Consider the following 25266-nt stretch of genomic DNA (forward strand, 5'->3'; position numbering starts at 1 on the left):
CTTAGCTGACCCACGCCGTCCCTGCTTTGCCTACTCTTAAGCTTGGAAAGGTCATACCCTGATTTTGTTTTTGTAAAATAATTTACATAAATGTATAGTTAATTACATGAATAAATGGTATCTATTAATAATCAGCCTGCCTACCGAGAACGCCACCGCGAGGATGCGCATTTGGCGATCCTTGAAAGCGTCGGGCACTGCCGTGCTGCGTGATGGCGTCTATTTGATGCCGGGTCGTGCTGAATGCCTGGAAACATTCAAAGGTCTAGCTTTAGAGGTCAAAGCATCGGGCGGCATGGCCTTGGTGTTGAAAACCGATGAGCCGGAATCTGAAAGTTTCGTTGCGCTCTTTGATCGTAGCGATGAGTACGCTTCGTTATTGGCCGATATTTCCAAGCTGAGCAGTGATTTAGCTATTGATTCAGCTCCAGACCAGCTCAAGCAAGCCCGAAAACTACGCAAAGCGTTTACCGGTCTCGCGGTTATCGACTTTTTTCCAGGTGAAGCGCAGCAACAAACTGAATCCGCATTACGCCAGCTTGAGTGGACAATCGCCCGCTTGTTATCGCCCGATGAACCGCAACCCGTCGCAGGGTTGATCAGTAAACTATCGATCAACGATTTTCAAGGCAAAACCTGGGCAACCCGGCAACGCCCCTGGGTAGATCGGTTAGCCTGTGCCTGGCTGATTCGGCGGTTCATTGACCCGCAAGCCCAGTTACTTTGGTTGCCTTCGCCTACTGCTTGCCCGCAGGACGCCATTGGCTTTGATTTCGACGGCGCTCGATTTAGCCATAGCGATGGTCAGGTGACGTTTGAAGTCTTAGTCGCCAGCTTTGATTTGGCAACGACAGCCCTGAAACGCTTAGGCGGCTTGGTTCACTTTTTGGATGTCGGTGGCGTACAGCCACCCGAAGCCGTGGGTATCGAGAGCGTACTGGCGGGCTTACGCGATGCCATCCAAGACGATGACCAGTTATTGGTAGCGGCCAGTGCGGTATTTGACAGCTTGCTGATCAGTTTCGAAAAAGGAGCATCCCATTCATGAGCGAATTCAATACGCCTTCTGCCGATAATCCCCAAGACCGGCCTGATCCCGTGAGCTTTTGGCAAGCCTTTCGTTTCTGGTTGAAATTGGGCTTCGTCAGCTTTGGTGGCCCGGCCGGGCAAATCGCCATCATGCATCAGGAGCTGGTGGAACGGCGGCTCTGGATTTCCGAACAACGTTTTCTGCATGCGTTGAATTACTGCATGCTGTTGCCAGGGCCGGAAGCGCAACAATTAGCCACGTATATCGGCTGGTTGATGCATCGCAGTGTCGGCGGCATCGTGGCCGGTGGCTTATTTGTACTGCCATCGCTACTGATTCTGATCGGCTTGAGCTGGGTCTATATGGCCTACGGCGATGTCCCGGCAGTAGCCGGGGTACTGTACGGCATTAAACCGGCGGTGACGGCGATTGTACTGTTTGCCGCTTATCGGATTGGTTCTCGTGCTTTGAAAAACGGACTGCTTTGGACCATGGCAGCCTTGGCGTTTTTGGCCATCTTCATATTCAATGCAGCGTTTCCATTGATCGTCTTGCTGGCCGCGATTCTAGGAGCGATGGGCGGTAAATGGCTACCCAAGAAATTTGCATTAGGCGGCGGGCACGGTGCAGCCAAACAAAGTTACGGTCCGGCGTTGATTGACGACGATACGCCGACACCACTCCATGCGCTGTTTTCCTGGTCCGGCCTAATCAAAATCACCGTCATCGGCTTAATTTTATGGGGCGCTGTTATCGGTTGGTTATGTGCCGAGTACGGTTGGGACGGTACACTGACGCAAATGGGTTGGTTTTTTACCAAGGCCGCCTTGCTGACTTTCGGCGGCGCTTACGCCGTGCTGCCCTATGTCTATCAAGGCGCGGTCGAGCATTTTCACTGGCTGACACCGCAGCAAATGATGGATGGTTTGGCACTGGGTGAAACCACGCCAGGTCCCTTGATCATGGTGGTGACCTTCGTCGGCTTCGTGGCCGGTTGGGGCCAACAAGTCCTCGGCGCGGAGCAAGTGCTGCTGGCAGGCGCGGTGGCGGCGACCGTGGTCACTTACTTCACCTTTCTACCCAGCTTCCTATTCATTCTGGCTGGCGGCCCGATCGTGGAATCGACCCACGGCAATCTGAAATTCACCGCACCGTTGACCGGCATCACCGCTGCCGTGGTCGGCGTGATTCTCAATCTGGCGGTGTTTTTTGCCTGGCATGTGTTCTGGCCGCAAGGTTTTAGCGGCCATTTCGATGCCTTTTCCGCGTTGACCAGCCTATGCGCATTCTGGGTCCTGTTCCGTTACAAGGTGAATGTCATTCCGGTGATCATGTTCTGCGGCATTGCGGGACTATTGGTTCATTTCGCCAAAATCTGGCTGACTCAGCAAGGGGTGGTTTTATGAACAGCATTCGTCAGCTTCCTATCTTATCGCTGGCAATGGCATCACTATTGACGGCTAATGCCATGGCTCAAGAGCCTACGCAACATGCAGCAGCCGCATCGTTGGATACCGCCAAAATCGAACAACTCACCGGAGCCAAAGGCAAACTGGATAGCGCCGAAAATGTATTTCGAGTGGCTATGCCGCGCAACGATCTCGCTGTCAGCGTGGCTGGAGTCAAAATGACAGCCGCCACCGGTTTTACCTCGTGGGCCAGCTTTACCCAGGCAGGGGACAAAACCATGGTCATGGGCGACATGGTGCTGGCGGAAGATCAGATCAATCCGGTGATGAGTACCGCACTGGACAATGGCATCGAAGTGACGGCATTGCATAATCATTTTTTGTGGGATACGCCCAAGGTGATGTTCATGCACATCGGCGGCACCGGCGATGTTGATACCTTGGCCACCGGCATTGGCAAAGTGTTTGCCAAAATTCGGGAAACCGCTGGCACCAAACCGAAACGCAAAGCCAAATCGTTCGACGCCGCCAAAACCTCGCTTGATCCCAAACCGCTCGAACAAATCTTGGGCGTTCCGCCCGAAAAGACAGGAGAAGTCTATAAGGTGACGATAGGCCGCACCACGCAAATGATGGATGGGCATAGCGTCGGTAAAACCATGGGCGTCAACACATGGGCGGTGTTCGCGGGCAGTGACGACAAAGCTGTTGTTGAAGGTGATTTCGCTGTTTTGGAAGCCGAACTGCAAGGTGTTTTGAAGTCATTACGGGCTTCCGGCATCGCCATTACCTCGATTCACAATCACATGGTGGGGGAATCGCCCAGAATCGTCTTTCTGCACTATTGGGGCGAAGGGCACGCCGTTGATTTGGCTAAGGCCTTTAAAGCCGCATTACCCAAAAGCTGAGGCATTGGTCATGAAGTGGATTACCCGTGAACGGCCCAAAATTGACCGTATGCTTGTACGTGGCTGATTCGTGCGGCGCCACCAACCGCACTAAACCGGCCAAACTGACCACCGGCCTGGAAGTTCAGGTGCCGGAATATATCGAAAGCGGCGAGATGGAGAAGATTAATACCGAGACTGGCAAGTATTCTTCCAGGGCTTAGACGCAGCTACCCTTGCCGGATGGCGGCGGGCATCGCCCCCATCCGCCGCGGAGTCCGGCAAATCATTCTTGTTGTCCGTACATTGTCCGCACTCTCACCAACACCGTCGATAAACTGCTAATGCGCTTGCCTGCCATGGATACCACGATCCGCTACAAAACGGATCTGCAATCGCAAGGCTTATGTCTCTCTTCATCGCCCGCCCAATCTTTTCCAACGCACTAACTCAGACTACCCATTCCTTGGCTAAATCTGCCAATTTCCCCGCCTGCGGTGCTTAACTCACCGCATCTGTTAGATAAATCACGAAATTTGTCGAACTGCGCCAAAACTGTCATCTAACCGTAATGAAACTGGATTAACTTCTAACCTTAGTCAACATTCCGCCGAAAACAACGCATGAAAATCAGCCAAATTTCCAAGCTCGTGACGCTGGCGCTGCTCATTGTGATCATTAGCTTCGGGATTACGGTCAGCTGGTCGTTAAATCATCTGAACAAAGCATTTGCCACAGTCGCGTTCTTTGGCCAACAAAAGGATAAGATTTACCTCGAAATCAGTCAGCCGATTTCCACCTATTTACAGAATGGCGACACCACGTTACTCGCTGAGTTGGCGAACAATCTCAATCGACTGAGTAATGACATCAACGCCAATACCGCGCTTTCAGAGACCATAAAGACCGCCCTGACTCAACTCATCGTCGACGTCCAACAAACCGCATTACCTGAACTGAGCGCAGCTGGAAAGCTTGCGGACCCGCAGATTTTACTGGTCAACAACGAACAACAACTTTCGGCGCATTTGCGAACCTTGCAGAACTATGTAGAGAAAGCCAGCAGCGCCGGACTCAGCGAGCAACGAAGCTACCTCATGGCGATTAGCCAGACTCAACTCGCCTTGCAAAATCTATCCCGCGCCCGACAAAGCTTTTTTTCAGAGCGGAAACAAGCATCGACTGACAATGTTCTGAATTATTTAAAGCAACTTTCTGACGCAGCTGCAACCATCGAGCATTTGCCACTGCTCGGGGTAATGAAAACTCAGGCTAGCGAAGACCAAGAGTTTACGCTTGGCAATCAAACGACTATGGCCAAAGCGGAAGATATGGCGCTCGAACCCATTGCCGAAATGCGCTACTTGTTGAGCCGTTACGAAAAAGATCTGGCTAATGCCCGGAATATCGTCAAACAAAAACAGCTCAGCCAGAGCAATATCAATCAACAAATGCAGGCATTTCAAGAAAAACTCCTGGGCTTGGAAGACAACATCAACCGGGAGTATCAAGACTATGAACACATGCTGTATGCCGTCATGATCGCCTGCACGGTGTTGATACTGGTAACGAGCGGCATCACCCTGTTGGTCAAGCACCATCTGGCTACCATCATCAGCCGGTTCTCGATCTATGTCGACAAATTGGCGAATGGCGACTTAAGTTCGAAATTTACCTTGGAGAGTCGAATCGCAGAAATTGTGCAATTGCGCACTTCGCTGGAGAAACTGCACGCGTATTTCACTTCGTTGATTGACAACATCAACCGAGAATCGCAGGCCTTAAAAGAATACGGTAGAAACATTGAGGCGGTAGCCCAGAATTTGAATGCTATCATCGCTGATCAACAGCAGGCCACCGAAGTCGCCGCCCGGCAGATGGCCGATCTATCCAAATCCTTCAACGGCGTAGCCTATCATGCCGCGGAATCGCAGAACTGCACCACGGAGGCAAAAAACCTTATCGAGCTTGGCGTTCGACATATCGTGCATACCAACCAGCAAGTCACCGAACTTGAGCAAGTCATCAATAAAACCGCTGACGCCTTATTGTTGTTGCAACGTGACGCCTCGGCAATTGAGGGCGTCCTGGGCATGATCCAAAGCTTTGCCGAACAAACCAATCTGTTGGCGCTAAATGCCGCTATCGAGGCGGCGCGTGCCGGTGAGCACGGTCGAGGCTTTGCGGTGGTGGCAGATGAGGTCAGAAGCCTGGCTGGAAATACCGCCAATTCTGCCAGTCAGATTCAAGCCCTGGTCGAGAAGCTCGGCTCGGCCACGAGAACGACAGTCACTATGATGAACAATCAGCAAGCCGCGGCTACCCGCACTACCCAAGCGGTAAAACAAGTCAACGACGCAATAAAGGGTATCAATTTATCCATCGACCACATTTACGATAAAAGTTCGCAGATTTCCGAGGCAACCATCCAGCAATCGAAAGCCACTGAGCGAATCGCCGGTAATTTCGAACAAACCGCCGAACTGGCAAAGAAAACCACGGAGGCGGCAAAAACCAATATGTTGAGTGCATCTTCCCTGACAGGCGTCAGCAACAACCTGGAACAATTGGTCGTACAATTCAAGCTGAAATAAGCTCAACACAGCCCGCGCGGCAAGGTGTTCGACCATTCGTTTCGAACCAGACAAGGCGGGACAATTTTGATAATCTGACCGGGAAGGTGCCGCCAAATCAGACGGATTGAAGTTTTAATCAGCAGATGATGCATGCTAACCACGGGCGAAGTATTGGCACAGCGGACGTTATATGTCAGGCTGTCGCCACGATGCCAACGCCGCTGGACGCAAAATGCGACGCTCTGAATCGGACGCCAGCGCTCATTTACCGTAACCCAGATCCTGTCATGACTACAATTCCCCCCGTTTTAGCCGCAAACAACCTGGTTGTCGAATACCGACAGCACCGCGCGGTCGATAATTTAAATTTACAAATTCCCCAAGGCTGCGTTTACGCGCTGCTGGGCGGGAACGGTGCAGGCAAGTCCACGACCATCAGCACCTTTTTGACCTTCAACCAGCCCAGTAGCGGACAGGTTTTGATCGAAGGTGAATCGCCACACGCCAATCCCGATCTAGTGCGGGCAAAACTGGCCTATCTGCCGGAAAACGTCGCGCTATATGACGTGATGAGCGGCCTAGAGAATTTGACCTATTTTTGCACCTTGGCCCATATTCGTTTGAGCAGCGAGCAAGCCCACAGCTTATTGCTGGACAGCGGTTTGCAAGCCGATGCCCATCAGAAACGGGTGGCGGCCTATTCAAAAGGTATGCGCCAAAAAGTCGGTTTGGCTATCGCCTCCGCCAAGCAAGCCAAAGCCATGTTGCTGGACGAACCGACCTCCGGCCTGGACCCTAGCGCCGCCAACGATTTTGCCCAACGCATCCGCGCTGCCGCCGATCGCGGCATGGCAGTGCTGATGGCGACGCACGACTTGTTCAACGCCAAGCAAGTCGCCGACCGCATCGGCATCATGAAAAGCGGCCGGCTGGTGGAAGAATTCGACGCCCACACCGTACAACACGACGAACTGGAGCAAAAATATCTGGCTCATGCCCGGGGGTTGGCATGATCAAGACCATCATCCGCAAAGAATTTCTCGCCACACTGCGCGACGGCCGCTTGCTGACTTTGGGCGTAGCGCTATTGCTATTGTTTCTTGGATTTTTCCTGGCGTCAGCCTACGAATTGCAGCTATTGCGCGCGGAAAAACTCAGCGTCGGCAGCACCGCCAAAGAACAGTGGAATACTCAGAGTGTGAAAAACCCGCACTCCGCCGCGCATTACGGCATCTACGTGTTTAAGCAAGACACGCCGGTGGCGGCCCTGGATCCGGGTTTGCGGCCTTATATCGGCCAGTCTTTATGGCTGGAGCCGCATAAGCGCAACCTAACCCGGTTCAGCCCGGCAGCGGACCAAGTGTTGGCCGGCCGCTTCGGTCAAGCCACTACCAGCTTTGTGTTGACCGCGCTATTGCCGCTATTGATTGTGGCATTGACTTTTAACTCGGTCAGCCAGGAACGCGAATCCGGCACGTTGCGGATGTTACACAGTTTGGGGGTGAACGCCGGCCAGTTGTTGTTCGGCAAATTGCTGGGCTTGCTGAGCGCGTTTGCCCTGGTCTTGGCACCGGCGCTGTTGGTAGCCGCCGTGATACTGCTGGGCCACTTCGCATTTACGCTGGACGACGTGCTGCGCCTGCTGGTTTTGATGCTGCTGTTGAATCTGTACTACGCTGTCTTCGCCGCAGTCGCCATCGCCGCTTCCGCGTCTTTCAACACCAGCCGCACGACTTTGTTTTGCCTGCTGGGCTTTTGGTTGGCCAGCGTGTTTATCGCCCCGCGCCTGGGCGCCGTAACTGCGGAAATGCTGGCGCCCAATCCCAGCGCCAGCGAATTCTGGCGTGAGATCAAGGATGACATCGACCACGGTCTGGACCACGACGGCGACCATGAGCAACGCGCCAAAGCCTTCGAAGCACAAGTGTTGGCGCAGTACGGGGTTTCCCGCAAGGAAGATTTGCCGGTCGGTTTCGTATCCTTAAGTCGTCAGTATAACGACGCCTATTCCGTTAAGGTGCACGCGCTGCATTTCGACGCCTTGCGCGACAATTTTATTAAACAACAACACTTGAGCCATCTGGCTTCCTGGCTGGGCCCCAGCCTGGCGCTACGGTCTTTATCCATGACCTTGGCCGGTACGGATTTAACACATCAACGGCATTTCGAGGACGCCGCCGAACAATATCGGCACTATTTTATCAACCTGACCGAAGACTGGGACCGCGAACGCAGCCGCGGCACGGAGCGCAAGGCCACCGGTGCCGAGACCGATTGGCGTAGCGTCGCGGATTTTAGTTATCAAGCACCGGACATCGGTTTCGCCTTACAGGCCGCCCAGCTGGATCTATGGGTGTTATTGCTGTGGCTGGGCTTATCGGTGGGCTTATTAAGCCTTTCCGCACGGAGGCTGGTGCCATGATGCCATTAATCGCCATCGAATGGCTGCGTTTTAAACGCAACACCTTAAACCTGTGGGTGACAGGTTTATTTCTGCTAGTGATGCTGGGTAGCGCAGTCTGGTCGGGTTTGGCTGCGCGTGAATTCCGTCAACACGGCACGCCAGCGCCGCAGACCGTCAACGCCATGTCTAATCAAGCGGAGATGCATGACGCCCCGAAAGCGGCGGATCACACGCCCAAAGCCAATGCCTTCTCCACCAGCGCCGCCGCGCCGCCTTTGCGGCTGCCGGCCCTGAGCGGTTTGGCCTTGAGCTTACGGCAACTGGATTTTTTAAGTACCGGCATCAAAATCTCCACTCGCAGCCGCCACACCGACGGTCGTAACAGCGATCAGTTGTTCAACCCAATGCTGCATGAGTTGGGTATGCTGGATTTTGCCACCGTGTTCGCGCTACTGACGCCGCTGATGGTGATTGCCTTGAGCTACGGCCTGGTGCAGGAAGACCGAGAGAGTGGGGTCTGGCGACTGGTCTGCACGCAAATGTCGGCCCCCTGGCGCTTGGTGTGTGCAGCGCTGAGCGTGCGGTACAGCGTGGTGGTACTGGTGGTTTTCAGCAGTTCGCTGTTGGCGCTATGGCTCGATCCCGAATTTAGCGCGGATACCCTGGCTTATTGGCTGGTGTTCGCAGGCATATACACACTGGTGTGGTTTGGCATCGCCGGCCTGTTTCTGCTGCTGCCCTTCTCCTCAGGGGCGGCGGCCATCGGCATGCTTGGCGTCTGGTTGATACTGACCTTTGCCGGCCCGGCCTTGCTGACCTGGGCAGCCGGCCAACATGCACCGATGCCTTCCCGGCTGGATAGCATCATCGCCATCCGCCAGTTCCAGGAGCAAAACAATCAACAACGCCAAGCGCTGCTGGCGCAGTGGTATAGCGATCATCCCGACCTGACGATGCCGCAAACGGGCAAAGAGTTGCCGCGCGAAATCGCCGGTTTGCCTGCCGGCTTGGTTCTGGACCAACAGATCAGACCGGTGATGTACCGCTTCGACAGCGCCCGCCAAGCGCAATTCGAGTTTTTGGAAGCGTGGTCTTGGCTGTCGCCGGCGCTGGCAGCTGTGCAAATGGCGGATAGGCTGGCCGGCATCGATGCACCGCGCTATGCCGAGTATATTCAGGCGGTCAATCACTTTGAAGATCAATGGCGCGACTATTTCGTACCGAAGATCATGAGCGATAGCGCTTGGAGCGATGAGCACAGTCACGATCAACCACGCTTTGCATTTGCGCATCCGGTAAATCCGGCGGCTTGTCAAAACTTGATTGCCGGACAAGCGGCTTTGGCGTTTGTGTTGTTGGCGGTACTCTTTGGCTCACGCCGGCGCTTTGCCAAAGCCTGACGACGCTATTTGCTCAAGAGACGTCCTGGACGACTCTAGTCGTCCGGGTCGGCTGCGCAACTTTAAGCCACTATATTTCTGACGCATTGCCTGGCAAACACATTGATAGGCACGCTGCTGCTTAAATAGCGATTGAACAATTCGTTAATAGTAAGCGGATTGAGGTACACATAAATACCGCAACCGGTAATGGCGATAAACTGCCGACTTAACGTTTCGATAAACACGATACGCAGCGTGCTGATTTCGTTGACTTCATTGCTTGTTTTCATGACGCTCTCCCGAATCTGCCGATTTGACTAATAAATCTTGAGCATAATTGACGCCAACTAACAAAAGCCTTTAAAAATCATACCCGTAAGATTTTTCCAAGCTTAGGCAACTTCTAAAAATTGACGCTGAGTTTAATTTATCGCAAACAGCACTTGCCGTCGGTAGCCTATGCCACGAGGAACCAGTGAATTATTTCACCCGTGCACACAATGCATCTTGAGGCTGCCAAACTCATTCCCTCGCCAAATTTAGGACTTCTGCGCAGCCGGTATTGCCGGCGAGCGCTTTATAGTACAATTTCCGTCACTTTTAAGCCGACGCGGCGCAGCAATAATCACTAAACAAAACAGGTTCAGATAATGGCAACGATGGATGATAGAGACGGGTTGATTTGGCTAGACGGAAAATGGGTTGATTGGCGCGATGCAAAAGTCCACGTATTAACTCATACCCTACATTACGGTTGCGGCGTCTTCGAGGGCTTACGCGCGTATAAAACCGATGCCGGCACCGCGATTTTCAAGCTGGCCGAGCACACTGATCGCTTGTTTCGTTCCGCGCATATCATGAACATGAAAATGCCGTTCTCTAAAGAAGAGATTAACCAGGCGCATCGCGACGCGGTTGCCAAAAACAATCTGGACAGTGCCTACATCCGCAGCATGGTGTTCTTCGGCTCGGAAGGCATGGGCTTGCGCGCCGACAATCTGAAAGTACACGTGATGGTAGCCGCCTGGACCTGGGGCGCGTATCTGGGCGCGGAAAACATGGAAAAAGGTATCCGCATCCGCACCTCGTCCTATACCCGTAACCACGTTAACAGCACGATGTGCAAAGCCAAGGCCAACGGCAATTACATCAATTCGATCCTGGCCTTGCAGGAAGCCTTGTCCACCGGTTATGACGAGGCTTTGTTGTTGGACCACGAAGGTTTTTGCGCGGAAGGCAGCGGCGAGAACCTGTTCATCGTCCGTAACGGCAAAATCTACACCCCGGAAACAACATCGGCTTTGGAAGGCATCACCCGCGACACTTTGATCACCATCGCCCGCGAACAGGGCTATGAAGTGATCGAAAAACGCATCACCCGTGACGAAGTCTATGTCGCCGATGAAGCCTTCTTCACCGGTTCCGCCGCCGAAGTCACGCCGATTCGCCAATACGACAACCGCGACATCGGTTCCGGCAGCCGCGGCCCGATCACCGAAAAGCTGCAAGCCTTGTATTTCGACTACGTCCAAGGCCGTCGTGCCGACCATAAGGAATGGCTGACGCTCGTTTCTTAAGTGGCGGAGCAACCCTATAAAATCCTGGTCGTCGGCCCGTCCTGGGTCGGCGACATGGTGATGGCGCAAAGCCTGTTCATCACCCTTAAGCAACAACATCCCGCTTGTCTCATTGATGTGCTGGCCCCGGCTTGGTCCTTGCCTCTATTGGAGCGCATGCCGGAAGTGCATAAAGGTCTGACGATGCCGCTGGGCCACGGGCAGTTTGATTTGCGTGGGCGTATCCGCATAGGCCGGGAATTGCAAAGTCGGCATTACGATCAGGCGATTTTGCTGCCCAACTCCTGGAAGTCAGCTCTGATTCCGTTTTTTGCGCACATTCCTAAACGGACCGGTTATATCGGCGAACTACGCCGCGGCCTGTTGAACGATGTTCGCACGCTGGATAAGACCGTGCTGACCATGACCGTGCAGCGCTTCGTCGCACTGGGGTTGCCGAACGAAGCGCCTCAGCCGCCAACTTACGAATTTCCGAGGTTGACTATCACGACCGAGCAACAATTAAATGTCTGCCGGAAATTCGAGATTACCGGCGCAGATTTAATCGAAATCCCCCACCCCAGCGCGCTGCTTGACGGTTCGGAGGAATTACGCCCTATCGTCAGCAAAATCCTGGCCCTGTGTCCCGGCGCAGAATATGGCCCGGCCAAACGCTGGCCGAGCGAACATTACGCCACCGTCGCCCGGCACAAGGAAGAACAAGGCTGGCAAGTCTGGTTATTCGGTTCGGATAAGGACAAAGCAGTCGCCGAGCAAATCAATGACTTATCGGGCGGCGTTTGCCGCAACTTCGCCGGCATTACCTCGCTGGCCGATGCGGTGGATTTGCTGTCCTTGGCCGACGCGGTCGTCAGCAACGATTCCGGTCTGATGCACGTCGCGGCCGCACTGGATAAAAAACTGATCGCGGTTTATGGCTCTTCCGACCCCGGCTTTACCCCGCCGTTGCATGCCAAGGCGGAGATTCTGGATTTACACCTAGAGTGTTCGCCGTGCTTTAAGCGTGAGTGTCCGTTAGGCCATACTCGCTGCTTGACGGAAATCCGGCCGGAACAGGTGCTGGCAGCGCTGGACGCCTGAGAGATGAAAATTGCCATCGTCAAGCTGTCAGCCTTGGGCGACATCGTGCATGCGATGGCAGCCTTGCAATTCATCAAAGCCGCATTGCCGCTGGCACAAATCGACTGGATAGTCGAGGAACGCTTCGCCGGCGTGCTCGCCGACAATCCACACCTGGATAATATTTTGGGTGTGAATTTAAAAGCCCTGAAAACCGACAAATGGCGTGTCTTTGCCGAGATCAGCAAGATACGCACTTATGCCGAGCAGGGCTACGACTTAGTTCTGGATGCGCAAGGTTTGATTAAGTCCGCAGTGGTCGCGCGTTTGCTGTCGGCCAATTGCGCCGGTTTCGATCAGGATTCGATCCGGGAAAAATGGGCGGCTTTTTTTTACAACCGGCATGTCGCGTACCCTTACGACGCCAATACCATCGATCGAAATGTCGCCGTACTGACCCAGCCGCTGGGTCTGAATGTGACAACTGAGCAAATCCAGGCAAAGCAGCCGTTTTTGTTTTTTCAGCCGCCGCAAACCGCGTTGGATGAGTATTTTCCAGCCGGTCAGCCCAACATCATTCTGGTCATTGGCTCTACTTGGCCCAGCCGTAACTACCCTTTAGAAAAATTTCTACAGGTCATCTTCGGCCTGGAAGCTAATTTTCTGATCAGTTGGGGCAACGAGAAGGAACACTGGATGGCGCAGTGGCTGGCCGAACGCAGCCTGGCACGGGTATTACCGCAATTGAGCCTCAATGATTTGAAAGCGGCGCTGGCCAAAGCCGACTTAGTGATCGGTAACGATACCGGGCCCACCCACATGGCTTGGGGTTTGAATCGGCCGTCGATTACCTTGTTCGGACCAACGCCGGTCAGCCGGATTTACCAAACCGACATCAATAAAGCGTTGAAGTCGCCTTCACAGGTCAATCCATTCAAACTCGATAAAAACGATTTCTCCATTGCCGAAATCGATCCTCGCGCCGTCATTGCCCTGAGTAATGAACTATTCGGCAAGACCCAACAACTCGCCTGAGTGATTGGCTGCCTAAGTTTTTTCCAGTTCGACAAACATTTTCAGTAGGTCGATAATCGGTTCATCACTAGCCAACACTCTGACTATGTTGATCTGGTTTTGCTGCTCATCGGCCAGATCAAGCAGGCGTTCTTGGAACAGCAATTGTTTCTGCGGATTGGTGATCACCTTTAATAATGGACGCTGGGGAAATTGTGAATTTTCCTTGACCACTATAGCTAGTTCATCAGTCTGCAATTCGACGATGCAATTAACCAGGTAAGCAGAATCATTTTCCTTGGCGCGGCTGCGCATCTCCGTAGCCGCAGAACCGCCGGAATCGATTATGTCGGTTTCAGCGGGCTTTTCCACATCGATACCTTTGCCGGTATCGATAGAAACGGTTTGGCAATACTCTTTTAAAGTATTAATTTGTTTATCAGATGAAATCAGAAATTTGGTTCGAAAGAAAGGTGTATCTATCCATTTCCGATCAGTGCCGCAAACAAACATGCCTTTTCTGAGCTGGTTAATATTAATTTTTTTAACCATGTTGAAAAAATAATATCCAAGGCATGTTATTTACAGAACTAAAACCTTAGCCAACTACCGCATATTCTTTCGTAAATTTGCCGTCTTGATAATATTTGGCTAAATCGACACCGCAATCCTGCGGCCTTATCACCTGTTTGACTCCATAGCGCTTACCGCTTGCATCGGCAATATTCAAGGACAGATCGAGTATCTTCTCTTCAATAGGATTTTTATTACCATCTTGAATCAGTAATATTTTTGGCTTTAGCCTATCGGCTTTATTTTGCTCGACGATTAAGCCAATTTCGCCGCTGCTTAATTCGACTAAATTACCTTGCGGATAAAAGCCAATACAGTTAATAAACTGCGTAACATAATTAGCTTCAAATTGCTGCCCCATCCCTTTTACCAAAATCCCCAAAGCCATAAGATGCGGCTTACCACGCTGATACACCCGGTCGCTGGTGATGGCATCGTAGGTATCGACCACCGCTACCAGCTTGGTAAATATCGATAAGGTCGTTTTGTTCAAACCTCTCGGATAACCGGTGCCGGCCAAATGTTCATGATGATCGTAGGCAACGTCGACCGCACCGGGATATACATTACGGGCCGACATTAACACGTTGCGTCCGTATAGCGTGTGTTTACGCATAATGTCCATCTCATAGTCTTCTAAAGAGCCTGGCTTATTAAGTATCTCTAAAGGTATTTTCATTTTGCCGACATCGTGCATCAAGCCGCAAAAACCCACTTTATTCAGGTCTTCCATCGAAAAATTCAACTCACGACCCAACAGAATCGACAATATGCAAACATTCATACTATGTTGTGCCGTATATTGATCCTGATCTTTAATTTGGGTCAGCAGCAGCATCGTATCGGGATTTGCCAATACTTTATCGACACACTCGGAAACAGCTTGTTTAACCGCACTGACACTAAATTGATTACCGAAACGAATATCGTCCATCACCGTTTTAATTAAATTACCGGTGCGTTGAAAGGTATTGGCGGTTTGGTTAAAAGATCGCGCAAAACTCAGATGTTTACGCGCTTCAGTGTTTCTGGTTGGAATCGCGCCGGAGAAGGATTTTTGGTATTTGACATCGATATAGACATAATCACAAATCGCCTGAATGGCCTGAATATCCGCATGGCTTTCAATAACGATTCTATCCAATAAAAAAGGTGAATCTGCCGTCGGCGCTTCCAAACGGCTTACGCACATACCAACTCTCAGTTCATATACATGAATTCTGAGTATTCCATCCTCTTTATCTGCCATACGAATCCAATCGGGGGATTTGTGGAAATCCAAAAATTTGAAAAACAGCCGCAAAAACGGCATCAAGGAAAATTGTGTCCGCCTAACCTCAGACGCCAGTTAGCCAGCATACCTAGTTCAGTCGTTCTTGTCCGAACCAAAAGCCCGCAAACCGGCGGCGGATCACAAATCCAATTGGCTTTTTAGTATAGGCGAAGCATATTTTATCGTGGCTTAATATCTCGGATTTGAAAGCTGCTCCCACACCGCCCCGCTAATCGTTTTTCGGCTCACAACTTAACTGGGACTGATGACAACCCGTTAAAGCCGTTAGCAAATTTAGAATTGCTAGATTTTTGGATTGGTTTAAACTGGCGGCTCGGCGATATTGACTGTTCCGTTATCAAAGTTGGCCTACCAGCGTGGATCTTGGGTCTACGGCCCTGAAAATGGCTTTACAGGCGTAAAGCACAATCAAGATTGCCCTATTGCTTCAGAGGTCAGCAGTCAATATCGACAACACTAAACACGATATTCATTTAAGTGCCGTTATCGAAACTGACTTTCACCGACATGGATAGCTTAGTAGGATTTTCTAAAATTCCGTCAGGTGGGCCAGAATAAAAACTATAACCTTCGGACTTAGCGCCAGGGAGAAAATCGTGATGCTTCCATATCGCCATGATTTCCACATCGTCGGAGACGATTTTTACCGTTCCAATCCCACGCCTTGGCCACGCCGCTTAAGGCGTAGAACCTTATTCTTGCTGGTACTTCTGCCATTGCTGCTGATTACCGAAACCTATGTCTTTCTGCAGCCGGCCATTTTTGAAAGCCGAGCCTTAGTATTGACGACCGCTGCAACCGACATTGATCAAACTCATGCAGAGGCCGACCTGGAGCATGTCAACATTCAAAAGCAGGTCTTGCTGGGACAACCGGTATTGGAAAAAACCGCCGACACGCTGAAGCAGCAGAATGATATTGAGCATCCCAGTGTCAACCAGCTAAAAGAGCTGTTCCAAGTAAAACCGGTAGCGGAAACCAATCTGGTGCAATTGGCAGCGGAAGGCTCGCATCCGCAATTTCTGCAAATGGCCTTAAATACCTGGATCAAGACCTACCAACAAATTCGCGCCGAGTACATCGCCGAAATCACCGATAAAGCGAGTACCTCGATTAAATCGGAATTGACTCGCCTCGAACAACAAGTGCGCGACAAACGCCAGGACATTGAATCGTTCCGCTTGCAGCATGACATTCTCTCCCTGGAGAGCACCGATAACGAGGCCCACGCCCGCTTGCAAGGTTTAAATAATTCCTTGAATGCCGCGTTGGAAGAAGAAGCGAAAGCCAAGGCCAAACTGGACGCCATTCGTGCAGCCATCGCAGAAGGCAAAGCCGTGGTACCGGAAGCCGATTCGCAAAGTCTGGCAGTGTTAACCCAGCAAGCCGAACGCCTGCGCGAACGCCTGGAAGCGCAAAGAAGCCAATACACCGACGAATACATCGAATTCCACCCCAGCTTGCGCAATTTAAAAGCCCAATTGGCCGAGCTGGATGAAAAAATCGCCAGCAAGGAACAAGCCGGCTCGAGCTATGCGACGCAAGAAGCGGAAAACGCCTACGGCGCAGCACATCGCACCGTACTGACCATTCAAAAACAAATGGCCGAGCATAAACAAAAAGCCACCGAATACACCAATCAATTCGCCAAACACCAAGCCATGCAGGAAGAATTGGTTAAATTGGAGGAATTATTGCAGCAAACCAAACAACGCCTGGTGGAAATCGACGTCAAACAACGCCAAAGCAATCCGCAATTGGACGTCGTGGATTGGGCGTCACTACCCGATAAGCCGGTGAAACCCGATTACGGACAGGACGCCGGCATCGCCGGCGCTGCCAGCCTGGCAATCGCGTTATTGGTGGTCTGGCTTAACGATTATCTGAATAAGGAGCCGACGCAGACCACGATAAATTCGGTCACCGAATTTCAAATCTACCAGCAAAGCGAGCCCAAGTTGGAGAACCAAGCCGGTCACCGCACTGTCGGGACAGAACGGCGTCATAGGCTGCGCCGCGCGGACGATCCCAAGCGATTATCGGACGAAACCACCGATTCATAGCTGCAATGCGGCAACAATGCTAAAATTCGCCGCTCGATCAACTTCATTCAAACAGGAAACCCATGAGCCAAATTACCGTCGAACACAACCCTAGCGAAGAACGTTTACAGGAGCTGGGCGTATCAAGCTGGCCGATCTGGGAAAAAGAAATTTCCACATTCACCATCGATTTCGACGAGACCGAGACCGCTTATGTACTGGAAGGCGAAATCATCGTCACCCCAGTCGGCGGCGAGCCGGTGCGGATTTTACCGGGCGACTTGGTCATGTTCCACGAGGGCCTGGATAGTCATTGGGAAGTGGTTAAGCCTTTGCGCAAGCATTACCACTACGATTGATCGTCGCCACATCGGTCGACAATCCGAAAAAGGCATCTTCAGGATGCCTTTTTTAGTTGTGCCGGTAGACTTGGCTAACTGGCACGATGCCAGACTCCACTTACTGATATTCGCATGGCTATGAACAAGGATCAGGATTTTTCCGCATTACCGCGGAGGTCGCGCTGGCGCTGGGCGTTAGTATTCGCATTGCTTGCTGCGGTAGGCGGCTATTATTTGCATCGCGCCGGCCAGCAAAATCAGGAAAACAAGGATGCACGCAGTAACCCCTATGAAAACACCCCGGTCAGCGTGGCCATAGCACTGACCCGACAAGGCGACCTGCCGATTTACCTGAACGGCTTGGGCACGGTTACCCCGCTGCACACCGTCACGGTGCGCTCACGCGTCGATGGCGAACTGATCCGGGTGGCGTTTAACGAGGGCCAAGCAGTTAAACAGGGCGAACTGCTCGCCGAAATCGACCCCCGCCCCTATCAAGTGGCCATGCAACAGGCCGAAGGCCAATTGCTGCGCGACGAAGCGCTGCTGAAAAACGCCGAATTAGACCAAGACCGCTACCAAACCTTGCTGGAGCAAGACTCCATCGCCGCCCAACAAACCGCCACTCAGGCCGCGCTAGTCAAACAATATCGCGGCACCGTCGAAATCGACCGCGCCCAACTCGACAACGCCAAGCTGCAACTCAGTTACGCCCGCATCACCGCGCCGGTCAGCGGCCGCATCGGACTGCGCCTGGTCGATCAGGGCAACATGGTCCGCGCCGGCGATGTGAATGGCCTAGCGGTGATTACCCAAGTCCAGCCTATCTCGGTGGTATTCACCCTGCCGGAAGACGAGATACCGGCGGTGATGCGGCGCTGGCGCTCCGGCGACACGCTAGTCATCGACGCTTACGACCGGACCGGCCAGCAAAAATTGGCCAGCGGCAAACTAATGGCGGTGGACAATCAGATCGACGCCAGTACCGGCACACTAAAATTAAAAGCCCAGTTCGATAACGAAGACCGCACCTTATTCGCCAACCAGTTCGTCAACGTCAAAATGCGTCTGGACACCCTGCGCGCCGCCACCTTGGCGCCTAGCGCGGCGATCCAGCACGGCGCCAACGGCGCCTTCGTGTATTTGGTGAAGGACGACAACAGCATCACGGTACGGCGGGTAAAAACCGGACCGGCGGACGGCGAAACCGTCGCTATCCTGGAAGGTCTGGCACCGAACGACAAGCTAGTGATCGACGGCGCCGACAAGCTGCGCGAAGGCAGCCAAGTTAAGGTCATCGATAAAACCAAGCCGGCCGCTCCCAGCCCCGGCAAACCCGCCAACTGAACATGTCCGCCGAGCAAAACCCGCTTACCGGCTTCAACCCTTCACGACACTTTATTCTGCGCCCGGTCGCCACCTCCTTGCTGATGGTGGCGCTGCTGCTGGCCGGGATTTTGACTTACCGTTTATTACCGATTTCCGCATTGCCGCAAGTCGATTACCCGACCATCCAGGTTACTACGCTCTACCCCGGCGCCAGCCCGGAAGTGATGACTTCGGCAATCACCGCCCCGCTGGAACGCCAGTTCGGGCAAATGCCCGGACTGCGGCAGATGTCCTCGACCAGCTCCGGCGGCGCCTCGGTGGTGACGCTGCAATTCGATCTGGAACTGGATTTGGACATCGCCGAACAAACCGTACAAGCGGCGATCAATGCCGCCAACAATTTCCTGCCCAACGACCTGCCGCTGCCGCCGATCTACAACAAGGTCAACCCGGCCGACGCGCCGATTTTGACCCTGGCTGTCACCTCGTCCAGCCTGCCCTTGCCCAAAGTTCAAGATTTGGTCGATACCCGTCTGGCGCAGAAAATTGCCCAACTGCCCGGCGTCGGCTTGGTCAGCATCAGCGGCGGCCAGCGGCCGGCGGTCAGGATCCAAGCCAACCACCAAGCTCTCGCCGCCTATGGCCTGAGTCTGGAAGACCTGCGCAGCGCAATCGCCGCAGCCAATGTCAACCAACCCAAAGGCATGTTCGACGGCCCACAGCGTTCCGCCATCATCGACAACAACGATCAACTGCGTTCGGCAGCCGAATACCGCGACTTGGTGGTAGCTTACCGCAACGGCGCGCCGGTGCGCCTTGCGGAAGTGGCCGACGCCATCGACGCGGCCGAAAACGTCAAGCTGGCGGCCTGGGCCAACGACAGCGCCGCCGTCATCGTCAACATCCAACGCCAACCCGGCGCCAATGTCATCGAAGTGGTGGACCGCATCAACAAGTTGCTGCCGCAGCTACGAGCGACACTGCCGAGTGCGGTCAACGTGATGCCATTAACCGACCGCACCGTGACCATCCGTGCCTCGGTGCACGATGTGCAGTTCGAGTTGTTGCTGGCCGTGGCACTGGTGGTGATGGTGATTTTTCTGTTTCTACGCAACCTACCGGCCACATTGATCCCGGCAGTCGCGGTACCGCTGTCGCTGGTCGGCACCTTTGCGGTGATGCATCTGGCTGGATTCAGCATCAACAATCTGACCTTGATGGCGCTGACCATCGCCAGCGGCTTTGTAGTGGACGACGCCATCGTCGTCATCGAAAACATCTCCCGCTACCTGGAACGCGGCGAATCGGCCCTGCAGGCTGCCTTGAAAGGCTCGGAGCAGATCGGTTTTACGATCATCTCCTTGACTGTCTCGCTGGTGGCGGTAATGATTCCGCTGCTGTTCATGGGGGACGTGGTCGGCCGTTTGTTCCGCGAGTTTGCAATCACTTTGGCCGTGGCGATTCTGATCTCAGCGGTAGTTTCGCTGACCCTGACGCCGATGATGTGCGCGAAGATGTTGCGGCCGCTTCAGGCCGACCATGAAAAACGAGACTACTTCATCGGTAAAGTCATCGCCGGCTATGGCCGCAGCCTGGAATGGGTGCTAAAGCGGCAAGGCCTGACGCTACTGGTCGCCATCGCCACATTGGCACTGACCGTGTTGTTATACATCGCCATGCCTAAAGGCCTGTTCCCCATCCAGGACACTGGCCTGATTCAAGGCATCTCCGAGGCACCGCCCAGCATTTCCTTCGCGGCGATGGCCGAACGCCAGCAAGCCATGGCCAAACAGATATTAGCCGACCCGGCAGTCGCCAGCCTATCGTCGTTCATTGGTGTGGACGGCAGTAATTCGACCTTGAACAGCGGCCGTTTCCTGATCAACCTCAAGCCCCAAGCCCAACGCGACAGCGCCACGGCGGTGATAGAACGTTTACGGCCACGTCTGTCCGAGGTTTCTGGCATCTCGGTTTATCTGCAACCGGTGCAAGACATGACCTTGGAAAACAAAGTCAGCCGCACCCAATTTCAATTTACCTTGCAGACCGTCGATCTGGCAGAACTGAACCGCTGGACCCAGCGCCTGGTCGAACGCATCCGCCAAGTTCCCGGCATCGTCGATGCTGCCAGCGACGTACAGGATCAAGGCCTGCAAGTTTATATCGAAATCGACCGCGCCAGCGCTAGCCGCTTGGGCGTCAGCACCGCCGACATCGACAACGCCTTGTACAACGCCTTTGGCCAACGCCTGGTCTCGACCATCTTCACCCAGTCCAATCAATACCGGGTGGTGCTGGAAGTGGACCCAAAGCAGCAGAGCGGCCCGGAAGCCTTGCAGCAATTGCGCATTCCCTCCAGCAATGGCACTCAGGTACCGCTATCGGCCTTGGCGACCGTATCCGAGCGGCAAACCGCGCTGGCCATCAACCACCTGGATCAGTTCCCCGCCGCGACCATTTCCTTCAATCTGGCGCCTGGCGCCGCCTTGGGCGATGCGATCAATGCGATCGAGCAAGCCAAGCAGGACCTTAGTTTGCCGCTGGCCGTGCAAAGCGATTACCAAGGCGCGGCCTTGGCATTTAACGCCTCGCTGAGTGGCACGCTTTGGTTGATCCTGGCCGCCATCGTCACGGTATATATCGTGTTGGGTGTGCTTTACGAGAGTTATATTCATCCCATCACCATTCTGTCCACGTTGCCTTCGGCCGGGGTCGGCGCGCTGCTGGCCTTGCAACTGTCCGGCAACGATTTGGGTATCATCGCGGTGATCGGCATCGTGCTATTGATCGGCATTGTGAAGAAGAACGCGATCATGATGATAGACTTTGCCTTGGACGCCGAGCGCAAACAAGGCCTGACCCCGCGCGAGGCGATTTTCCAGGCCTGCCTGCTGCGTTTTCGCCCAATTCTGATGACCACGCTAGCGGCCTTACTAGGCGCCCTGCCCTTGATGCTGGGCAGCGGCGTCGGTTCTGAGTTGCGCCACCCATTGGGGATTAGCATGGTCGGCGGCTTGTTGGTCAGCCAGTTGCTGACGCTATACACCACGCCGGTAATCTACCTGAGCCTGGACCGGCTTGCCCGCCGCCTGCGCGGCGCTGCCGAACCGACAGTAGCCGACAGCGGCCCCGCCCAGTTGTGAACCTCTCCGCGCTGTTCATCTACCGCCCGGTCGCTACGACACTGCTGACGCTGGGCCTGGCGCTAGCCGGCATCATCGCCTTTCTGCAACTGCCGGTCGCGCCTCTGCCGCAAGTGGATTTCCCGACCATCTCGGTATCCGCCAACCTGCCCGGTGCCAGTCCGGAGACCATGGCCGCCACGGTCGCCACCCCGCTGGAACGGGCGTTGGGCCGCATCGCCGGCATCAGTGAAATGACCTCGGCCAGTTCGCTGGGTTCGACCCGAATTACCTTACAGTTCGATTTAAATCGCGACATCGACGGCGCGGCGCGCGACGTACAAGCCGCGATCAATGCCGCCAGCAGTTTGCTACCCAGCAATCTGCCCAATCGGCCCAATTACCGCAAAGTCAATCCGGCCGATTCGCCGATTCTGATTCTGGCACTCACCTCCACCGCCCTCAGCCGCGGCCAGATGTACGACGCCGCCTCGACGATATTGGCGCAGAAAATCAGCCAGCTACCCGGCATCGGCCAAGTCAATGTCGGTGGCAGTTCCTTACCGGCGGTACGGGTGGAACTCAATCCCGGCGCATTGGCGCAATACGGTATTGGCCTGGATCAGGTCGCCAAGACCATCAACGCCAGCAATGCTAACCGGCCAAAAGGCGCGCTGGAACGCGGCGAGCGACATTGGCAAATCCACGCCAACGATCAGGCCGAACACGCCGCCGACTACCTGCCGCTGATCGTTGCTTACCGAAATGGCGCGCCGGTGCGCATCGCCGATCTGGGTACGGCAGTGGATTCGGTGGAAGATCTGCGCAGCACCGGCCTGAAAAACGGCCAACCGGCGGTGTTGCTGATCATCAATAAACAGCCCGGCGCCAATATCATCGACACCGTCGAACACGTCAAAGCCATGCTGCCGCAATTACGAGCGCTGTTGCCGGCAGCGATGGAATTGTCGATTGTCTCGGATCGTTCGCAAACCATCCGCGCCTCGGTCGATGAAGTCGAGCGCAGCCTGTTGATCGCGGTGGTGCTGGTGATTCTGGTGGTATTGCTGTTTCTGCGCCGGCTGCGCTCAACTCTGATCCCGATTATCGCCGTGCCGGTATCGCTGATCGGCGCCTGCGCGGTGATGTATTTATGCGATTACAGCCTGGACAATTTGTCGTTGATGGCTTTGACCATCGCCACCGGTTTTGTCGTGGATGACGCCATCGTGGTACTGGAAAACAGCAGCCGGCATATCGAAAACGGCGTGCCGCCATTCCAGGCGGCGTTGCGCGGCGCCGGCGAGGTTGGTTTTACCGTGCTGGCGATGAGTTTGTCGCTAATCGCAGTATTCACGCCGATATTGTTGATGGGCGGCATCGTCGGCCGGCTGTTTCGGGAGTTTGCCGTGACCTTGTCGGCAGCAGTGCTGGTGTCGCTGGTGGTGTCCTTGACCGTCACGCCGATGCTTTGCGCCCGCTGGCTGGAGCCGGAAGCACAACGCCGGCCCAATCGGTTGTCGGCTTGGATTGAATTGCAGTTCCAGCGCCTTCACAACGGCTATCGCCGCAGTTTAAGCTGGGCACTACACCATCCTAAGCTGATGCTGATAGTGCTGCTGGCCTGCATCGGCTTGAATATCTACCTTTACATCATCGTCCCGAAAGGCTTTTTCCCGGTACAAGACAACGGCCGGCTCAGCGGCACCATCCAGGCCGACCAGAGCATTTCTTTCCAGGCCATGCAGACCAAGTTACATGATTTTGTCGATATTTTACGGCAAGACTCCGCCGTCACTGCGGTGGTCGGCTTTGCCGGCGGCATGCAAAACACCAATTCCGGTTTGATGTTTGCGGTACTCAAGCCACCCGAGCAGCGCGACGCACCGATAGCCGAAATCAGCCAGCGGCTGCGGGAAAAACTGGCCGACGAACCCGGCGCCAGCTTGTTTTTACAGCCGGTGCAGGATTTACGCATCGGCGGCCGCGGCTCGGCGGCAATGTACGAGTTTGCCTTGCAATCCGAAGACTTGAGCCTGCTGCGCGAATGGACGCCCAAAATTGTCGCGGCACTACGCAAGCGGCCGGAGCTAACCGACGTCAACACCAATCAGCAAGACAAGGGCCGGCAAATATCCCTGGCAGTCGATAGAGACAAAGCCTCCAGCTTGGGCGTCAGTCAGGCGGCCATCGATACTGCACTGAACAATGCTTTCGGCCAACGTCAGGTCTCGGTGATTTACAAGCCGCTGAACCAATACCGGGTGGTGATGGAACTGGCGCCGGAATACTGGCAAGACCCGCGCACCCTGCAACAACTTTACGTCAGCTCCAGCAACGGCAAGCAGATTCCACTGGCAACGCTGGCCAGCTTCCAGACCAGCAACGCGCCGTTGACCATCAATCATCAAGGCCAGTTTGCCGCCGCCACCGTGTCGTTTAATTTAATGCCTGGCACCTCGCTGTCCGTCGCCACGCAATTAATCGAACAGACCCTGCGCGACCTCGGCACGCCGGCTGCGGTGCGCGGCAGCTTCCAGGGTTCGGCCAAGGCTTTTCAGGAATCGTTGCGTAACCAACCCTGGCTGATTGCCGCAGCGCTGTTGAGCATTTACATCGTGCTGGGCATACTCTACGAAAGCTATATTCATCCGCTGACCATATTATCCACGTTGCCCTCAGCTGGGGTCGGTGCCTTACTGGCCTTGCTGGCCTGCGATACCGAATTCAGCATCATCGCCTTGATCGGGGTGATTTTGCTGATCGGCATCGTCAAGAAGAATGCGATCATGATGATCGATTTTGCGCTGGACGCCGAGCGCCACCATGGCCTGAGCGCTGAGGAAGCCATTTTCCAAGCCTGTCTATTGCGTTTCCGGCCGATCATGATGACCACGCTGGCGGCGATGCTGGGCGCGCTGCCTTTGGCTTTGGGTTCGGGTTACGGCGCAGAACTGCGCCAGCCCTTGGGGATTTCCATCGTCGGCGGCCTATTGGTCAGCCAAATGCTGACGTTGTACACCACGCCGGTGGTGTATCTGTATTTAGATGGATTAAGTGCCTGGGGCCGCCGATTTTTTAGCAAGACAGCCAAACCAGGTTAAAGCGCTTAAGACAAGGAGCTCCGAACGGCCAATTGCAGACCATCGAGGTTGATTTTTGAATGGCCGGTTTATGTCCGAAGTTGCTAGTTTAACCGTTTGCTTGAGCGTTCGTGTTCATACTCG

The 25266-nt window shown here is 54.1% G+C and carries 19 protein-coding genes; 16 read left to right on the top strand and 3 right to left on the bottom strand.

Annotation, left to right across the window (positions count from 1 at the left end; translation table 11 throughout):
• Positions 1 to 106: 106 nt before the first annotated feature.
• From G006_RS0111150 to G006_RS0111185, 8 genes are all read left to right on the top strand, one after another.
• Positions 107 to 1048, top strand: a complete 942-nt coding sequence (locus G006_RS0111150; RefSeq protein ID WP_026146983.1) for a chromate resistance protein ChrB domain-containing protein — start codon at positions 107 to 109, stop codon at positions 1046 to 1048.
• Positions 1045 to 2436 (top strand): chromate efflux transporter, encoded by a 1392-nt coding sequence (gene chrA / locus G006_RS0111155; protein ID WP_020483265.1) that lies wholly within the window; start codon positions 1045 to 1047, stop codon positions 2434 to 2436. The genes G006_RS0111150 and chrA overlap by 4 nt, the downstream gene beginning before the upstream one ends.
• Positions 2433 to 3347 carry a DUF1259 domain-containing protein gene (locus tag G006_RS0111160; protein WP_020483266.1) on the top strand — a complete coding sequence of 305 codons (915 nt, stop codon included), beginning with the start codon at positions 2433 to 2435 and terminating at the stop codon, positions 3345 to 3347. Before chrA ends, G006_RS0111160 begins: the two co-directional genes overlap by 4 nt.
• Positions 3348 to 3373: 26 nt before the next feature.
• A complete protein-coding gene (locus G006_RS27765) occupies positions 3374 to 3550 on the top strand; it encodes a hypothetical protein (protein WP_020483267.1) in 177 nt (58 codons plus the stop codon).
• Between the two features lie 399 nt (positions 3551 to 3949).
• Entirely contained in the window at positions 3950 to 5920 is a 1971-nt protein-coding gene (locus tag G006_RS0111170; protein ID WP_020483268.1) for a methyl-accepting chemotaxis protein, read from the top strand.
• A gap of 269 nt (positions 5921 to 6189) precedes the next feature.
• Positions 6190 to 6915 carry an ABC transporter ATP-binding protein gene (locus tag G006_RS0111175; protein ID WP_026146984.1) on the top strand — a complete coding sequence of 242 codons (726 nt, stop codon included), beginning with the start codon at positions 6190 to 6192 and terminating at the stop codon, positions 6913 to 6915.
• Positions 6912 to 8324 carry a DUF3526 domain-containing protein gene (locus G006_RS0111180; protein ID WP_020483270.1) on the top strand — a complete coding sequence of 471 codons (1413 nt, stop codon included), beginning with the start codon at positions 6912 to 6914 and terminating at the stop codon, positions 8322 to 8324. Before G006_RS0111175 ends, G006_RS0111180 begins: the two co-directional genes overlap by 4 nt.
• Positions 8321 to 9706, top strand: coding sequence for a DUF3526 domain-containing protein (locus G006_RS0111185; RefSeq protein ID WP_020483271.1), 1386 nt, complete (start codon positions 8321 to 8323; stop codon positions 9704 to 9706). The genes G006_RS0111180 and G006_RS0111185 overlap by 4 nt, the downstream gene beginning before the upstream one ends.
• A gap of 62 nt (positions 9707 to 9768) precedes the next feature.
• On the opposite strand, the gene G006_RS0111190 is transcribed toward G006_RS0111185, so the two are convergent.
• A complete protein-coding gene (locus G006_RS0111190) occupies positions 9769 to 9978 on the bottom strand; it encodes a hypothetical protein (protein ID WP_020483272.1) in 210 nt (69 codons plus the stop codon).
• Between the two features lie 360 nt (positions 9979 to 10338).
• Between G006_RS0111190 and G006_RS0111195 the strand changes: the two genes are divergently transcribed.
• Genes G006_RS0111195 through waaC form a run of 3 tightly spaced genes read left to right on the top strand, consistent with a single transcriptional unit; the run spans position 10339 to position 13359 of the window.
• Positions 10339 to 11265, top strand: a complete 927-nt coding sequence (locus tag G006_RS0111195) for a branched-chain amino acid transaminase (protein ID WP_020483273.1) — start codon at positions 10339 to 10341, stop codon at positions 11263 to 11265.
• Between the two features lie 54 nt (positions 11266 to 11319).
• Positions 11320 to 12345, top strand: a complete 1026-nt coding sequence (gene waaF / locus G006_RS0111200) for a lipopolysaccharide heptosyltransferase II (RefSeq protein WP_033194191.1) — start codon at positions 11320 to 11322, stop codon at positions 12343 to 12345.
• A 3-nt stretch (positions 12346 to 12348) separates the two neighbouring features.
• Positions 12349 to 13359: a lipopolysaccharide heptosyltransferase I gene (gene waaC / locus G006_RS0111205; RefSeq protein WP_020483275.1), complete on the top strand. Its 1011-nt coding sequence runs from the start codon at positions 12349 to 12351 to the stop codon at positions 13357 to 13359.
• Between the two features lie 12 nt (positions 13360 to 13371).
• On the opposite strand, the gene G006_RS0111210 is transcribed toward waaC, so the two are convergent.
• Entirely contained in the window at positions 13372 to 13890 is a 519-nt protein-coding gene (locus G006_RS0111210; RefSeq protein ID WP_020483276.1) for a DUF3391 domain-containing protein, read from the bottom strand.
• 46 nt (positions 13891 to 13936) lie between these two features.
• Positions 13937 to 15160: an HD-GYP domain-containing protein gene (locus tag G006_RS0111215; protein WP_033194192.1), complete on the bottom strand. Its 1224-nt coding sequence runs from the start codon at positions 15158 to 15160 to the stop codon at positions 13937 to 13939.
• 641 nt (positions 15161 to 15801) lie between these two features.
• Between G006_RS0111215 and G006_RS25465 the strand changes: the two genes are divergently transcribed.
• From G006_RS25465 to G006_RS0111240, 5 genes are all read left to right on the top strand, one after another.
• Positions 15802 to 17268, top strand: a complete 1467-nt coding sequence (locus G006_RS25465) for a GumC family protein (protein ID WP_152428853.1) — start codon at positions 15802 to 15804, stop codon at positions 17266 to 17268.
• 62 nt (positions 17269 to 17330) lie between these two features.
• Positions 17331 to 17606, top strand: coding sequence for a cupin domain-containing protein (locus G006_RS0111225; protein ID WP_020483279.1), 276 nt, complete (start codon positions 17331 to 17333; stop codon positions 17604 to 17606).
• A 114-nt stretch (positions 17607 to 17720) separates the two neighbouring features.
• Entirely contained in the window at positions 17721 to 18935 is a 1215-nt protein-coding gene (locus tag G006_RS0111230; RefSeq protein WP_327036681.1) for an MdtA/MuxA family multidrug efflux RND transporter periplasmic adaptor subunit, read from the top strand.
• Between the two features lie 2 nt (positions 18936 to 18937).
• Entirely contained in the window at positions 18938 to 22060 is a 3123-nt protein-coding gene (locus G006_RS0111235; protein WP_020483281.1) for an MdtB/MuxB family multidrug efflux RND transporter permease subunit, read from the top strand.
• A complete protein-coding gene (locus tag G006_RS0111240; protein WP_020483282.1) occupies positions 22057 to 25143 on the top strand; it encodes a multidrug efflux RND transporter permease subunit in 3087 nt (1028 codons plus the stop codon). The genes G006_RS0111235 and G006_RS0111240 overlap by 4 nt, the downstream gene beginning before the upstream one ends.
• Positions 25144 to 25266: the final 123 nt, after the last annotated feature.

Source organism: Methylomonas sp. MK1 (genome assembly GCF_000365425.1).
In the GTDB taxonomy this organism is placed as follows: domain Bacteria; phylum Pseudomonadota; class Gammaproteobacteria; order Methylococcales; family Methylomonadaceae; genus Methylomonas.